The sequence below is a fragment of the Bacteroides sp. AM54-2NS genome (assembly GCF_003602935.1).
In the GTDB taxonomy this organism is placed as follows: Bacteria; Bacteroidota; Bacteroidia; order Bacteroidales; family Bacteroidaceae; genus Bacteroides; species Bacteroides xylanisolvens.
Genome location: NZ_QTMZ01000010.1, coordinates 113,448 through 130,815 on the forward strand (window position 1 = coordinate 113,448; position 17,368 = coordinate 130,815).

Consider the following 17,368-nt stretch of genomic DNA (forward strand, 5'->3'; position numbering starts at 1 on the left):
ACAATTCTATCCATTCTTACCCTACCTATTTTTATAAGTTTTTTTTCTTTTAGGATAAGAAAAACAGAGATACTATTATAAAATACTTAGTATCAAGAGATTGGTTCTCTAAGTAAGATGAAATTATTTTCAAAGATTTTGTAATATGTTTCTCTACTGCTTTAGTAGTAATATTAAGTCTATCAGCGATTTCATTATTTTTAAGTCCTCTAAACCTGCTTAAAACAAACACCTGCCTAGTTCTATCTGACAATAATGATATAGCTTTTGATATTTGTATCTTAAGCTCTTTTTGGAAAAGTATCTCATCCGGCGAAAGTTGCATATCCAATGAATACAGTTTCTCCTCTCCTCCTATATCAAATACATAATCAACAGAAATATTCTCAATCAAAGAGTTATGTTTTATATAGTTCAAACAAGCATTTCTAACCATACAAAACAATAAAGAAGATAACGAAATATATCTGATACTACTCTTTCTTTCCCAAAAAGAGATAAAGCAATCCTGAAGGATATCTTCAGCTATATCCTCATCATTTACATACCTCACTGCATATCTGAGAAGTCTTGGATAGAACTTAAAGAAAAGTTGCCTGAAAGCCTCTTCATTACCTTCTTTTACCATTTTAAGAAGTTCATTATCTGAATAAGGAATTGTGTCAATCATAATATAATAAGGTTTATATATTTATTATCGTTGAAACGGGGAAGTAAGGTATATGGACAATATCAGACCAATCAACTCTATACACCACATTGACTATATTATAATATATTTCTCTATCAGTATTTGCAGCCTATGAAAGTCTAAGTCTTTCTTCTGGGATATTTACGTTATTCACAGTTACAAAACCGACTTACTATGATATGTATATATGTTAATATAATAATTTTATTAATTGATATTATCCCTACTATTAGACATATACTATTAGTAGGGATAAAATATAGATAATCAGAGTTTTACACTAATTACCATCCTGGGTTTTGGAAATCAATATTTAATCTTTCATATTTGAGTTCTTCTTCCAATGGAATAGGCCAAATACGATATTTGTCATCTACTACATCTCTCTTTTGAACAACAAATCTATTATAAGTTAGGTTTCCATCATCATTCTTTTCAATCTTCATACCTGTAACCACACCTTCATATTTATCGTTCAACTTCCAACGTCTGAGGTCGAAATAACGGTGTTCCTCAAAAGCAAATTCTACACGACGTTCATTACGTAATCTTAAACGCAGCTCATCTGTATCCATTGTACCTTTAACAAGGTTAGGCATTTTTGCACGAGTTCTGACAACGTTGATAGCATCATAGACTTCATCACATGCTCCCTTATATTCCAACATTGCTTCAGCATAATTTAAATACATTTCTGCAAGTCTATAATATGACCAATATCCGTTAAGATCCTGATTTTTATTGGTTTTCCAATGCATGAACTTTCTTAGATAATATCCTGTCCTTGTATATTGCTCGCTTACAGAGGAAATTCCACAATTACCATCAACAAAAGTTTCTACCACTTGAGTATTATTTTCCTGATTATGGAATATACCATTATAATATATGGTTGATTTTAATCTCAAATCTCTATTTTCGTAAGGATTATTCGGATCATATTTACCACCATTTTCCTTTAAAGCTTCAGGATTATAGTTAGGAATTAAATGATCTTCATCCAAATATGGCTTTTCAAGATTTAATATTGGAACGCCATCAATTGTTTCATATGCATCTACCAATTCCTGAGAAGGTGAAATACCACTATTTACAACACCTGCATCCTTAAAAATAGGCAATCCATATTGTGCCCAAAGAGTTTTTATATTATTCTTTGACACATAAATTCCCTCAGTATTAATAGGTTTAGTTCCTACACCAACCCCTTGAAGGAAATAATCTTGATAAGAGCCATACGCTTTTTTATTGACCAATTTAGCAGGTGCTGGATTATAAATACCGTATCTACTCTCTTCCAACAACTTATCAAGCGATTCCTTGGTTATTTCTGCAGCCTCTTTCCAATGATTTTCACCGTTACACCACAAAGGACTTGCAGCATACAATATTGCTTGAGATTTTATAGCATAGGCTATACCTCGTGTCATTGAACCATTTTCAGTTCCATTTTCTACTCTCCACAATAATTCAGGCTCGCTCAACGCCATATCACAATCGGCAATTATATCCTTTACACATTGATAAAAAGATGGTCTTTCAACTTTTGAATAATCATAGTCTTCTGTATTTGAGGTCCTTATTATAGGCAACGGGCCATAATGTTTAATTAATTCCCATGCATAATAAGCACGTAATAAGTATGCCTCTCCTTTCCATCTACTACGATATGCTGGTATAGTAAAAACAGGAACTTTATCAACATTTTCTATAAATACATTACAATGATATATACCTTCATAAAGGTCTTTATATAGGTTAGTATTCATCATATTGTTTGATGAACTCATAGAACCCAAATAATAAGAATAAGCTTTAGAACCCTTCACATCATTAGCATCCTGCGCCTCATCAGTAAAACTTGCAATAAAAGTACCACCGGCGCTATATCTGCCATAACCCGGCATTTTCTTGTAACATGTATTAAGATATTGTGCAGTCATATTATAATCAGAAAAAATTTCGTCATAATTTTTTCTGTCATCAGCATCGTACTCGAAAACACTTTCACACGAAGAACTCAATAATATTGTCACTCCTAATGTTATTATATTAATTATTTTCATAAGTAATTAATTTAAAAGTTTAAGTTTAAACCTACAGTCCAATACTGAGAAGTTGGGAAATTGGATACCTTTCCACCTTCAACATCTATATCATTGGTTTTCATATGATCCCAAGTTAAAAGATTCATACCACTGATATAAAATCTTAATTGGTTAATATGCATCTTCTTCATAAAAGCTTTATCCTTCATTGTATAACCAATTTCTACGTTCTTAAGTCTGGCGAAGCCTTTATTCTGATAATAATAGTTATTGTTCTTTTGGCTGGAACTTCCTTGTTTTGTCAGAGCAGGAGCCAGTATCACCTCGCCATTAGCATACCTTTCAGATGTCCAGGCTTTTAAGTGATGTTCAAAGAAAGTACCGTTATTATATGTTTCATAATATCCTATTCCATTGTTGAAACCACCGAACTTGCCCAATCCTTGGAATAAAACAGAAACGTCCCATGATCTCCACTTAAGGAACAATTCTGCCCCCCAAGCAATCTGAGGTATTGTTGACTCGCCAATAGGAACTATATCTTTCTCATCAATTATATTATCACTATTTTGGTCTATATATATAAAATCACCAGGTCTTGGAGATTTACCGACATAAGTAAGTCCTGATTTGTCAATTTCTTCCTGACTGTTAAAATATCCGTTACCATTAGAATAATCAATTTCATATCCCCAAGTCTGACCTATTCTATATCCTGTCTGCCTATATTTATATGCATAATCGTCTGCTTTAGGCAATTCTCCAATTTCAATAATTTCATTCTTGTTAAATGCGAAATTAGAACTTAAGCCAAGAGAAAAATCTTTATTAATCTGCTTGAAATAACCCAGAGACAAATCAACTCCGGAATTATGAATCTCACTAAGATTTATCTTGCTTAAATAATCAGAAGAAAGTCCGTTCAACAATGGAGTGATATTATCATCAACCAATATGCTTGTTCTTCTGTCATTATAATATTCAACACCAACAGACAACTGATTAAATAAGCTGAAATCTACACCTACATTGAATATCTTTGATTTTTCCCAAGTCAAATTCGGATTACCCAATCTTATTATATCTATAGGTTTGGATAAATAATTTATTCCTCCATTACTTGCTGCACTAGCCAGATAATCTCTATAAAGGAACCTGTCATCACCAAAATTATCATTACCAACAAGTCCATAAGAAGTATGGAACTTTAAGTAAGACAATACTCTATTGTTCTTCAAGGCATCCAGATTAGTTGCGACAAAAGCTAAAGAACCGGAAGGGAAGAAACCATACCTGTTTCCTTTCGAGAATTGTTCAGAACCTTGATATCCTGCTGTAAAATCAGCAAAAATCAGATTATCATAACCATATGACAAACGACCTCCATATGTCATTCTCAATACAGGCTGTACTCCCTGAATTTTATTTGCATTATAGTACTGTTGAGACAAAAACAAATTTACTCCCAATTTATGTCTGTTGAAAGATCTGTTATAGTCAATATTCCAATCATATTGTGACCTGATAGAACTTTGTGTTGATTTTGAGAAAAGAAGAGGTTCCTTTTCTGTAGTGCCATATTGATAAAACAATAATTCATTTGTATTTGTCAAATCCCTTGTCCAGCGCTCATAGTCAGTATTTCCCTTATTTTGAGATGTAGTATTATTGAAATAAATAATATTACCTGATGTTTTAAGACCTGGAGTTATGAATTTTAAGTCAAATTCCAAACCAATGTTAGTCGACAAATTATAGTCTGTTCCTTTAACATATCCTGATCTGTTCAGCCTACCAAATGTAGGATTTGTATTCTCAGGAGTTACTACAACCTTTCCATCCGGTGTCAACGGACCATATATGACGGGAGACATATCAAATATAGAACTCATAACACCTCCGGTTCCATCTGTAGCATTCGGTGACAATTCTTTATTTATTCGCGCTGCAATATTCACATATCCCTTGATATAGTCATTTATCAGGAAATCCACATTCGATCTGAAGTCAAATCTGTTAAGACCGTAAGTTTCAATGCATCAGCGGTCTTGAATGGAGAATCCTGATGCATATATCCTAAACTTGCATAATATTTGACATATTTAGTTCCACCATGAGCACTGGTATAAATATTCTGAGTCTGTACAACATCCTTCATAAACATATCATACCAATTATTATTTGGATACAGATTCCTATCAGTTCCATTATAATAATTATCTATTTCATCTTGTGAATATATATAGTAATCACCAAAACCGTCATTTTTCCAAGCCTGATTAATCATTGTTGCATAATCACCTGAAGATATCATCTTTGGTCTTACTATTGCATTCTGTAACGTATAGTTCACGTCTACGTTAATAGAGGGAGCAGAAACTCCTCCACGCTTTGTCTTTACGTATATTATACCGGCAGCAGCCTGCATACCATACAAGACAGATGACGATGCATCCTTCATAATAGTGACACTTTCGACATCATTGACGTTAACATTATCAAGACTTCCTATCATTCCGTCAATAAGGATCAAAGTAGCTCTACCATTAACTGTAGAAGCTCCCCTTATATTCAATGAATATGTTTCTTTACTAGGCTCATTACCGGTTGTCTTTACATATAATCCGGGAACTCTACCTGCTAATGCTGCCGCCAAATGATGATTATGAGTTTTTCTCAACTCATCACCGGTTATGACAATAGCAGAACCTCCTACAGAATATGAAGGACGGACATCTTTAATTAAATTTACTTCCTGGTACTTATTGCTGACGTCTCTATCGAGCTTTACATACAAATTCAGTTTGTCATTAATTTTAATCTTTTTAGTAGAATATCCTACGTACTCTACCAACAAATATTTTGTACCGTTAGACAATTCTGCACTAAACTCACCATTCGCATCAGTAATTATATTATCGTCTTCACCTACTAATCTAACTATAGCTCCAGGAAGTCTGTCTCCAGAATCATTACATACATATCCCTTTATGGAACGAGACTGAGCATTTATCAAGTTTAAGTTCATCATCAATATTACAGACAATGCGAAAAACTTACTTATATAGTATTTTCTCATGATATCCAATATTTTTTGTTTTATAAATGAAATTTAATCCCAACCTGGGTTTTGCCAGTTTACTCCTGTAACTGCTTCAAGTCTGTTTGCTTCGTCTAATTCTAAACCGTGAAGCAAATACTTACTTTTATAAGTTTCTCTTGTCCATGGTGTTCCTACAAAAGAGTCTGTCTTCTTATCGTAAGATTGACCTATCGGACATCTATGGTACTCATAAGTATTACCTACCTTCTCTATCCACATCGCAGTTAGATGCTTTCCACCATACTTCATCTCCTCACCAGGTTTAGTCCATCTGCGGATATCATTATATCTGCATTCTTCCATAGCCATTTCAATTCTCCTTTCATTCTGAACCATCAATCTGGCTTCCTCCTGATTTGAAGGATTAATGTTTTTCATCTTTACGCGATCCCTTATAGGCTTTATAGCATCAACTGCATCTTTCCAATTACCATTCTCAATAGCAGCTTCTGCATAATTTAAATATAATTCCGGCAAACGCATCATTCTCCAATGAATTTTTAACCATGATCCAGGATAAGAATCCGGGCGCATATACTTGCGCATATAATATCCTGTACATGTTCTTTTAATATCCCCCATCTTTATACCATCTTTAGCCCCGTTATATGTCCATATATCGAACATTTTCTGATTTTTATTCATTGTTTGCGAACCATTATAAAATATTATTGCATAAAAACGTGGGTCTCTGTTCTCGTAAGGTTTTTGAGGATTATATGTAGTTCCGCTTGCATAGTTTGGCTCAAGATGAAGTTCGTCTTTGTAGGGTTCTTTTAAATCTAATACATATGTACCGTCTTTCATTGGGAATGCATCTACAAGTTCCTGGGTAGGACAAATACCGGATTTATTGGCACCATTTGATGGTAATCCGTTAAATTTAATCGAAGCATTTCCTCCCATCTGAAACTTAGCTATCCATATTGTTTCTTTATCTATTGGAGAAGGTCCATAATCAGCCTGTGAAGTAGAATATTCATAAAATGCATTATCTCCATACAGATTTGTATTCCTCACCTCTGTATACAGTTCATAACCATTTGCTAGACAAGCGTCAAGACTTTCCTTTGTTATACGTTCTGCATCAGCCCAATAATTCTGTCCATCACAGAATAAAGGGCTTGCCATATACAATGCAGTTCTTGATTTTACCATTGCAGCAATAGCCTTTGTCATTCGTATTTCCTCACCGTTTTTTTCATATCTCCAAGGGAACTCTGGAACTTTCATTGCTTCTTCACACTCAGAAATTATAAAATCTGCACAAGTCTTGAATGACTCCCTTCTTAAATCTGCACCATCATAATCAACAGGAAGTACTTCTGTTATAAGAGGTACACCTCCAAATCTGGAAATAAGTTCCCAGTAATAATAAGCACGAAGAACTCTGGCCTCAGCCTTCCAATGAACCCTATCCTGCTCTGTTGGAACTACAGCATTATCAATCCTACTTATAAATAAATTACATCGTCTTATGTTCCTGAAAAAAAGATCCCACGATGTTCTATTCCCTTTTCCCCAATTCGAATTATCTGCAATCAATTTATTACTCCATTTATCAGATTTCATTCCCTTATATGCGACTCCTACATAATTGGTATTTGTAGTATATTCCCAAGCATCATCTGTCAGAATAATAGGCAAGTTTGTTCCCCAGGAATATTTTATTCCAAATTCTGGCAACTCATCATAACAAGAATTCAAATACGCTCCGGTAGTTACTTCATTTGCAAAAATTTCATCATACGAATGCTGTCCTTCAGGAATTACATCCAGAGAATCCAAACAAGAAGAAAATAAACATAAACCTGAAAAAACAGAAAACAATGTATATAGATATTTTTTCTTCATAATAATCTAAAAATTAATATTAGCACCAAAATTTATTACTTTTAAAACTGGTAGAACTGATGATGTTGTTTTCTGTTCTGGATCAACACTTTCGAACGGCAAATTATCGAAAGTTAGCAAGTTCTGACCATTTGCATAAAACCTTAATTTACTTATTCCTATTTTCTTTGTTAATTTTTTTGGTAAAACATATCCTATCTCTAAATTTTTCAAACGTAAAAATGCCCTGTTTCTTATGAAATAATCATTATGCCCCAAAGATGAACTGCCGGATGTTGTCAAAGCTGGATAAGATATTTCTTTACCTTGTTCATATCTTTCTTGAGACCATGCATTCAGATGATGATTTTGAAATACTGATTTAGTCTCATCAATGCCCATAGCACCTTTATAATTATTATAAGAATTTCCTATACCATAAAGCAAAGCTGAAAAATCCAATCCCTTATATGAAAAACCTAATGTTAAACTATAATTAAATTCAGGAAGTGATGGTTTACCAATTGGAGCATAGTCTTTCTCATCAATTACGTCATCATCATTCATATCCTTATAAACAAAATCACCTACCCTGGGCTTAATACCTGAATATTCTGGATAATCAGCAATTTCTTCTTTAGATAAAAAATAGCCATGACCAGGCGAATCCCAATCAATCAAATATCCAAAATTCTGTCCCATTGAGTAGCCCTGACCTCTATAAGGACAATAATAATCATCCCCTAAATTTAATTCATCTTTAAAAATTATTTTATTCCTTGCAAAATTAAACATTCCTCTTATTGAGTAAGACCAGTCCTTATTAACCTTCTTATTATAAAATATATCTAACTCAAAGCCATGGTTAAAAACTTCACCAAAATTAGCTTTAGGCATCACTGATTGAAAATTACCTAATATGGAAGGTACTGTATTACGGGTAATAAGGATATTTTTTCTATTTTCCCTAAAATAATCAAATGTAACTGTCAAATTATTATTAAATAAGCCCAAATCTATACCATAATTTTGTTTATATGCTATTTCCCATGTAAGATCGGGATTTCCAATTAATTTCTCTTGAACCATCTGAGCATTACCCAGAACAGTATCATAAAATATTGTTGGAGGGCGATTAACTATAGTATTATTATCTAAATACAAAAATCTCTGATTTCCTATTTTATCATTACCTACTTTACCAAAAGATGCACGAAGTTTCAGATTTGAAATAGCTTTTATATCTTTCATGAAATCCTCGTTAGAGACAAGCCATCCTAAAGAAAAAGCTGGAAAAACACCAAATCGTTTTCCTTTTGCAAATTGCTCAGAACCATTATATCCAATATTAAACTCACCCATATATCTATCAGCATACCTATAAGTCAAACGTCCCGCAAATCCCAAACGATTATATGGCAATAAGTCTATACTTGTACCTGAAGCCGCCTCACTATTATCTTTTTGAAAAACAAACATTGTGCCAACATTATTTTTTCCAAAATCCCTCATATAATTAACTATCCACTGAAAGTTCAATGAATAAGAGAAACTATATGATTTATTTAATGACAACTGATACTTCTGATACTCATTCTGTGATGTTAATGAGTAAACGTCTTCTATATTACCATTCTCATCCTTCTGCTCTAATATAGAGAGTTGATATACATTATAGCCTGTTTTAGTGCCTTTTATTATGGAATTTGCATTAACATCATATGCCAGAAGTACCTTTGTACTCAATCCTTTTACAAATTTATTAAGGTCGAAATCAAAACCTAATGAAGTATTTAGCTTACTTTTATCTTGTGTCTGATAGCCTAAATAATTTAACTCTCCATAAGGTGATGAGTCATAAGTTGAGACCAATGCATCCATAGGTATTCCAAAACTTTCATCCGGAAAAACCGGTACTGTAGGAGACATTGTATAAATTTTTCTAAAAAACTGAAATTGATCTGAAGCAGCAGAGCCTGGACGTCCAACCTTATCTATATAACCTGCAATCTTAAGATCTGCTTTAATCCAATCCACAACCCTAATATCAAGATTAGATCTAAAATTATATCTATTCAGTTTAAATTGCGGATCATATCCCAGCTTACTTCTCGACTCTGTATTCATCATACCTCCTTGGTTAAGCATACCTACATTTACAAAATACTTGACCCTTTTTGAACTTCCGGAAAGATTGGCATTATATCTACTCATAACCGCACGATCCTTAAACATAACATCAAACCAATCTGTATTTGCGTAGTATGGGTTTGTACCGTCCTTATACAATTGTATTTGTCTATCAGAATACTTAATAGGCAGACCGTCGTTTACCAAAGCCTGATTATACAATGTAGCATACCGCCAAGAGTCCATCATTTCATAATTCTTTGTAAACTCTTGGATACCATACTCTGCAGACACACTTAATGAAGGTTTTTCTTGCTCACCGATTTTTGTTGTAACAAGAATCACTCCATTAGCACCTCTAACTCCAAAAACCGCTGTTGCAGAAGCATCCTTCAGGATTGATATGGCAGCTATTTCATTGGGATCGAGCAATGACAAATCTTCACGGGGAACACCATCTACTAATATTAAAGGACTCTGTCCATTCATAGTACTTGCTCCACGTAATCTCAACTGAAAATCTTCTTCACCAGGTTGTCCACTATTTTGCATAATCGACAAACCAGGTAACTTACCTGTCAAAGAGCCTACCAGATTTGCAGAAGGACTCTGCTTTATTTGGTCATTAGAAATCGCAGCAACCGCGCCGGTAACACTTACTTTTTTTTGAGTAGAGTAACCGACAACTACTACTTCTTCAAGCAACTCTGAGTCATCTCTTAAAACAACATTAATAGAAGATTTCCCATTTACCTCTATTTCTTGAGTTACCATTCCAATATAAGAGAATGCCAAAATCGACTTTTTGGATACATTAGGAAGCAAATAATTTCCATCAAAATCCGTAATTGTACCACTGTTAGTACCTTTTACCTGAACGGTTACCCCTATTAAAGGATCGCCATTTTTATCCTTTACATTACCAGAAATTGAAATCCTTTGTCCATACAATATAAAAGGACAAAAAATAATGAAACATAAAATCATTAATCTGTGTCTCATAATAAATCTATTAAATAAAACATTTTTTGGTTAAACTATCGTTACAAATATCTATAATATAACAACACTTAATGTATCTGCAAGTAATAAAATTGTATCCACAGATAATAAGACATTAAAATACATCTCATAATATAATTAACGGACTTTCGGTAAAGAATTAATCAAACATCAGATTAGCAACCAATATCTTATAGCCCGTTTTTTTAAGCATTCCGATACAAGGCCAGACAAAAAGATATTTCATTTTTATTTATTCTTTTTTGTTCTTTTGCCTCTGTCTTAACATTTGAGAACAAAAGTTTTCTCATATAAAATTTTAAATAAATAAGTTTGTTAATAATTAGCCTATATCAAACAATTGTGGTGCCAAACACGTACAAAAATCTAATCTTCATTATTTATTTTCTATGAAGATTTTTTTAAATCCGGAACAAACACTCTCTGAATCATGCCCATGCAAGGGTACTGCCTTTACCACAAACCAATATGTATTTTCAGGATTCAGTTCATCCACACCTGTGTCGTAAGAAAGCTTTTTTCTTTCACTATAACGAAATATGTTACGCAAAACCCTATACTTCTCTCCTGTTTGAATGTTTTCCAATTCAGCCCAAACATACAAAGGACGTTTTGTATTAATCTGGATGTCGAAATCTATCAATCCCCTTGACGGTATCGTATCCGGGAACGTATGCATTACTATACCGTCACGCAATGGGTTGTCGATGGCATTTACTTCAAAATCTTTAAACCGCGACAAACCTGTCTGTCCCTTATCAGACAATGATATCATTCCCACATAATATTTATCATCACAACATAAGTTCTGCTCGTACACTTTTTCCCAATTAAACTTATTACTTGAAGAGACATAGCATTCTATTTTTTCTCCATTCTTCTGTAACTGAATCCAATAAGGGGTATCATATTCGCCCAATATCACTTTTGTAACTTTCGATTTCAATCTATCCCTATGCCTTATTATCAATTTTTTATCTTTAGAAATAGTGACACTGACATAAGGAGACTCCGGCAAAATATCGTTTCTGAGCATGAGTCCGGACTCTACCGAATTGCGAGACTTATAAAAATCATTAGATAAAATCTGACTTTGAATTATTGAATTCGAACTCATTTCTTTATATATATAATCAAAAGAATCAGAACAATCATCTATTTCCGATGATTGACTATTAAAATATATTGTATTTACTATAGAGTCAAAACCTATTTTAGACACATTGGTTTTCTTTCCAATCCTTGAATATTCCCAGTCTTGGGGTATTGGCGTCGAATAAGTTGTCAACTCGTCATTCTTTCTTAAATCAGCTATATATTTGCTGAAGCCTCAGAATCGAAAGGTATAACCATTATTTTGCTGCCATGATTATCATTGCCCCTGTCTTTTCCTTTATGGACATCTATCACTGAAAAATTAAAAGCCTTTACTTTTCCATTTTCAACATAAACTGTAGGGCGCTGGACTGTATACCATCTTTCCACATGACCATCAGTGTATATAAACTTAGACTTTTTTTTATCAAAAGCCACACCCCTGTTTTTCCAATTGCTTATTCCGTCTTCAGACGTCAAATGATAAGATACATCCTTTTTATGAAAATTGACTACTATATGATACAGACTATCACTATACCATATTGTAGGATCCTCCATATAATACTGAGGCGTATCAGGCATATTTTCCCAAGCCCTATCACCCAAAACCTTATATGACCCCAAAATGCCATCGTCACTTATCATAGGCACACAATGGCGGGCCAACAACATATATTTACCATCCGGGCGAACAAATATCATTACATTCGACATCTTACCTAAAGCACCTGCTTTTACAGCACCTATATCCAACTCATCATATCTCGTAAATCCGGGATAAAAACCATTATTATCAATCTTTATTTCGCCCAATAATTCAAATGGGCCATATGGCGAATCAGAAATGAACACATTACCCGGAAGTGATTCACTGACGACAACGGCATATTTGCCTTCTTTCGTCCTAAGTCCAACTACATTATGTCCTAAGCCATCATAAAAATCAGGATATACCAAACCCAAATCCTTATATGGCCCTTCAAGCCTGTTGCTAACAGAATGGACCGCCTTCGTTCCTATATGCCACCCCTCGCCATGAGACAACGACTGCGACCATCTGCTGGAATACATATGATAAATACCCTCGTCATCTTTAACAATGCTGCCATCCCAATAACACCAATGTTTCATCTTCGTGTCTTCCAAACCATTCATCGTATCGCGAGGTAAGACACAAGTATCACCCCAAATGCCATCGGAAACAAGGCTTTTCGATTCTATCGGAAGAAAAAAATCCTGCAATTTTTTCTTTTCATGTCTTTTTGCAACAGAACAAGAAGAGAACATCATAATAATGCCAAAAAAACATAATATCTTTTTCATACGGAAATTATAAACGCCCTGCATGTATTGCAGAGCAAGTTGATACTTGAATGTCACAATCATAGTATAGACGTCAAACGCACGCTACTCGTAATAAAAAGGTAAAGTTCTATAGATCTTCCACGAATCGCTTCTTTCTCTTTCAATATCTTCCTCATACAATATTTTGTCGGAATGATATTTAAAGCCTTTCGATTTTATGTTCTCAATCTTGACGGAATATGTCTTATTGGAGCCGTCGAAGGCAGGCGCTATGGAAGGTCCTGTGTATTGACGTGCAGATTCGCCTATGACTTCCTTCTTGAAAAGAGGGTAATACTCAGGCTCATAGAGATATATATCGGGAATTCTGATTTGTGACTTTTCTCCATATTCGGCATATATGTCATAAATGACACTCTCATCAGAGAATGAACCTTTAATCCCTTCCTTGGATGGATCCCGCTCATCGTCAAAACCTTCTTCTATCGATACGGTCAATGCAGTGTTTATACCAGTAACCTTCTCCACCAATACCTTTCCATTGTGTGACACATGAGGCGACAACAACACTGCCGACCTGCCGTCGGACACAGATACATTATACCCATATACATCAAAAAGGCCTATATTCTTGCCGTAACCTGTTTCAAAGCGTAATGTCACTCCGCCCACTCCGCTGATATCCCTGAACAACACGTTGTGGGCGGCATGTGCCTGTACAAGTCCATATCCCCAGTCTGCCTTGTCTATATAGCAGTTTTCTACAAGTCCGTCAGTCGGACGGGACAATTCCCAACCTTCGACATCGACATTGGCACAGTTTAATTCTATCGCACTATGCTTTGTATAATTGTCAAGGACATTGAAATCAGAAATCAGAAAATTCTTCACCATGCAACATCTTATAAATCTTAAAGAAGGGGCTGTGGACGACGATTCGCAGGAATAATCGTTATCGGGGTGAAATCCGGTAAAATCAACTGTAAACCTCTCTCCGCCAACACCACTGATACTGACATTGCTGATATAACCGTCTACAGTCTCATCTACAGTCGAGAATATAAACATTATAGACTTGTTTCCAGATAATACAGGCTTGAATACCACATCCTTTTCAACCATAATATGTACATCGGACTTCATATACACATTATTCAGGCAATATGTTCCCTTGGATATCAACAAAACCCCGCCTCCCTTAGATGACAAATCGTCTATCGCACTCTGGAAGGCTGACGACTGATCCTTGGTCGCATTGCTTTCCAACCCATACGACTCGGATGTTCTAAGAATGGTATACAAAGGTATCTCTGTACCGGAAATATCGGGGATATTCAATGTAGGTGAAAAAACTTCTTTTTCTTCCTGACCGGACGCATCGCCCCAATCGGCAACATATCTGTTGCAAGATAACACACACGATACTGATAAAAATAAAACAACCTGCTTTACTTTTGCCACAGACGGTATTATTGTCATTTTAAGGTTAATGTTATTCATGTCCTTTCTAAAAATAAGATTTACAAACAGTAACAGTATAATGCACGAGGCCTGCATTATACCATTATTTTTACAGAATAATGAACCCACTTTTTTTTAAAAGATGAATCCATTACAGCATGAAAGTAAGACCGAAGCACAAGTCTTGCTTTCATGCGTCACAAAATAAATTATTCATGCACAGATTAACGTATCTGCAAATTTTAATTTTGTATCTGCAAGTACTATTTGCCTAACAATACCGCCAGGTACACATATTGAGCTAAAAGGTTATTACAAATACTCCTATGTTTACCTTTTCTTTTACTTTTCAGTTATATTTTTTTCTTATCTTCCTGATCTGTTATTTCATCTATCCCGTTCACACCATCCTTAAAGCTCTTGACACCCTTGCCAAGACCTTTCATCAGTTCAGGAATCTTTTTACCTCCGAACAACAGCAGAATGATTAGAGCTATAAATACCAGCTCCTGACCTCCAATACCTAAAAGCAACAAATTACACATATCTAATTAAGCTAATTTTAACCACGATAAAAACGGCCGGCGTTGCCAGCTCCTGAATCAATAACATCTGACTTCAAAAAGTTTTATATCAGAAGCGCTATATGTTTCCTTTAAGTTCAGACGTATTTTGGAAGTACGGACAGGTGAGAATTCTAATTTTATCAGCCTGTGCAAGTTGTTGTCAATCTCGGTCAATTCTTTCCACACTCCATTCACCTCTGCCTCAACAGAAACTTTCTTTACAAGTTCAACTGGCATTCCAGGCCTTTGTTTTCTTCTTTTTTCTATATTAGGGTGAATCTGGATTTCCGTATGAAGATTTGAATCACATTTAATTTCTACCGAGGACAACGACACGGGTTTCTCCCAAGCGAGAGTCAAATCAGGGTTCAAACCGTCTGACTGCCAATGATGTATGTGGTCCACCTCGTCTCTGCTGTAACCATCAGTCAATAGCGCGACGTTGCCGGAAGTTGTTGACGAAGCCTCAATCTTGGCCTTACGTGCCAAATCAGCCTCATCGTTTGCAGGACGGTTTGGTATATAGCAGTCATCCCGTAAAAGCCTTTCCTGCAGTTCCTCGATATACTTTTTATAAATACCTCTTGGAGAAACCTTATATTCCATACACATGGCTGCCGCTGTACCGGCTGCCTGTCCCATGAGACCACATATTGCGATAAGCCTGGTGGCCGACAAAGCTATATGGGTGACACTCACGTTTCGTCCGGCAAACATAAGATTGTCGATATTCTTGGAATAAAGACATCTGTATGGAATTTCAAACATTTTTTCAAATCTTTGATGGAAATAACTTGCAGGTTCCTTATCATTCAAAATTCCGCCGGGACAGTGTTCGTCGAGCGACCAGCCGCCTCCGTATGCTATTGCATCATCAAAATGAGTGAACTTCGTCAAATCGTTTTCATTCAGGATATAATCTCCCATAAAACGCCTTGACTCACGTCGTCCCGGAACGGAACCAACCCAATCCAGTACCAAATTGGCGGCTTCAGGGAATTTTCCAGAGTTCTTAACATAATCCCAAGCACCATATAGATATCCCAACAATTTGTGGCGGTTCTCTTCTGTAACATCAACAATATCCAAGTCGCTACCTAATTCTACCCACCAGAATCCACAACTCAACTGTGTGATATTTCGTTTATTAGCTTTACTTGGGTCATATTTTATTGCAAACGATGGCGGATTAAATGGTACGGGATACCCCATATCTTTTGAACTGAACTGAATACTGTCGCCCATCACCCATCCGTCGGGTTCGTCAGGCGCATATTTTTCATTAAACTCGGCCTTGCCTTCCCGGCCTGTCCTATATTCGGCACCGGCACTCGCTGCGAGAGCTCCATCACCGGAACAGTCAATAAAGACATCGGCACTTATTATTATCTTTGATTCCGTAGAGAACTGAAAACATATGGCCTTTTTTATTGAATTTCCGTCCATGACAGCCTCCATGGCCTGAGTATTCAGCATCAATGTAAGATTTTCCTGGCGAGTTACATAATCATACATTACATGATCCCATACCTCCCAAGAATTCTGGACATTATAGTACCTGTTTTCCAACTGGATTTCCTCTACTATACCTGTTTCCCTGTCAACTCCAAATTTATTCTTGAAATGATAAGAGCCGTTTATAGGAACATGAATCTCGCTGGATGCATTTCCACCAAGTACCGGTCTGTTTTGCACAAGCACCGTTTTGGCACCATGTCGCGCTGCTGAAACCGCTGCACACAATCCTGCCACTCCACCACCTATCACTGCAACATCAAAAGTGTATTCCTTTTCGCGCTTTACTGTAGAAGTATCCTTTTTGCCCATATACTTCCAGTTGTCGTCACGCTTAGGCCAATACTCTCTCGGCTTAAATTCATTGCCCTGACTTGCGATGGAAAATCCCCCACAAGATAAAAAAGTGGTTGTAAGGAATGATTTTTTTAAAAATTCACGTCTTTTCATGTAATACTTCGGTAAATTTTTACCGAAAAATTAAAAGTTAAACAATAGAACCGGCAAAAGTCGGTTCGAAAACATTAAAGAGGTCATTGAAATGTTGTCAAAAACGAATGGTTAAGCATGAAGAAATGTGCTGAAAAAAATGGGC

At 35.5% G+C, this 17,368-nt stretch carries 11 protein-coding genes; all 11 read right to left on the reverse strand.

Features of this window, described 5'->3' with window-relative positions; all coding sequences use genetic code 11:
* Nucleotides 1–49: 49 nt before the first annotated feature.
* The 11 genes from DXA05_RS08835 to DXA05_RS08885 all read right to left on the reverse strand — a co-directional run bounded on the left by DXA05_RS08835 (nt 50) and on the right by DXA05_RS08885 (nt 17,223).
* Nucleotides 50–670: an RNA polymerase sigma-70 factor gene (locus DXA05_RS08835; protein WP_044917864.1), complete on the reverse strand. Its 621-nt coding sequence runs from the start codon at nt 668–670 to the stop codon at nt 50–52.
* 305 nt (nt 671–975) lie between these two features.
* Nucleotides 976–2,757, reverse strand: a complete 1,782-nt coding sequence (locus DXA05_RS08840) for a RagB/SusD family nutrient uptake outer membrane protein (RefSeq protein WP_080973944.1) — start codon at nt 2,755–2,757, stop codon at nt 976–978.
* An 11-nt stretch (nt 2,758–2,768) separates the two neighbouring features.
* Nucleotides 2,769–4,733: a SusC/RagA family TonB-linked outer membrane protein gene (locus DXA05_RS08845; protein ID WP_165861501.1), complete on the reverse strand. Its 1,965-nt coding sequence runs from the start codon at nt 4,731–4,733 to the stop codon at nt 2,769–2,771.
* Nucleotides 4,721–5,818 carry a TonB-dependent receptor plug domain-containing protein gene (locus DXA05_RS08850; protein ID WP_128859071.1) on the reverse strand — a complete coding sequence of 366 codons (1,098 nt, stop codon included), beginning with the start codon at nt 5,816–5,818 and terminating at the stop codon, nt 4,721–4,723. Before DXA05_RS08850 ends, DXA05_RS08845 begins: the two co-directional genes overlap by 13 nt.
* A gap of 33 nt (nt 5,819–5,851) precedes the next feature.
* Nucleotides 5,852–7,696, reverse strand: coding sequence for a RagB/SusD family nutrient uptake outer membrane protein (locus DXA05_RS08855; protein ID WP_072066922.1), 1,845 nt, complete (start codon nt 7,694–7,696; stop codon nt 5,852–5,854).
* Nucleotides 7,697–7,702: 6 nt separating this feature from the next.
* On the reverse strand, nt 7,703–10,807 hold the full coding sequence (locus DXA05_RS08860) for a TonB-dependent receptor (protein WP_080973943.1): 3,105 nt from the start codon (nt 10,805–10,807) through the stop codon (nt 7,703–7,705).
* A 397-nt stretch (nt 10,808–11,204) separates the two neighbouring features.
* Complete coding sequence (locus DXA05_RS08865) at nt 11,205–11,864, reverse strand: hypothetical protein (RefSeq protein ID WP_128859072.1); 660 nt, start codon at nt 11,862–11,864, stop codon at nt 11,205–11,207.
* Nucleotides 11,865–12,139: 275 nt separating this feature from the next.
* Nucleotides 12,140–13,249: a hypothetical protein gene (locus DXA05_RS08870; protein ID WP_128859073.1), complete on the reverse strand. Its 1,110-nt coding sequence runs from the start codon at nt 13,247–13,249 to the stop codon at nt 12,140–12,142.
* A gap of 84 nt (nt 13,250–13,333) precedes the next feature.
* A complete protein-coding gene (locus tag DXA05_RS08875; RefSeq protein WP_128859074.1) occupies nt 13,334–14,692 on the reverse strand; it encodes a hypothetical protein in 1,359 nt (452 codons plus the stop codon).
* 353 nt (nt 14,693–15,045) lie between these two features.
* A complete protein-coding gene (locus tag DXA05_RS08880) occupies nt 15,046–15,237 on the reverse strand; it encodes a twin-arginine translocase TatA/TatE family subunit (RefSeq protein WP_072066919.1) in 192 nt (63 codons plus the stop codon).
* 57 nt (nt 15,238–15,294) lie between these two features.
* Nucleotides 15,295–17,223, reverse strand: a complete 1,929-nt coding sequence (locus DXA05_RS08885) for an FAD-dependent oxidoreductase (protein ID WP_128859075.1) — start codon at nt 17,221–17,223, stop codon at nt 15,295–15,297.
* Nucleotides 17,224–17,368: the final 145 nt, after the last annotated feature.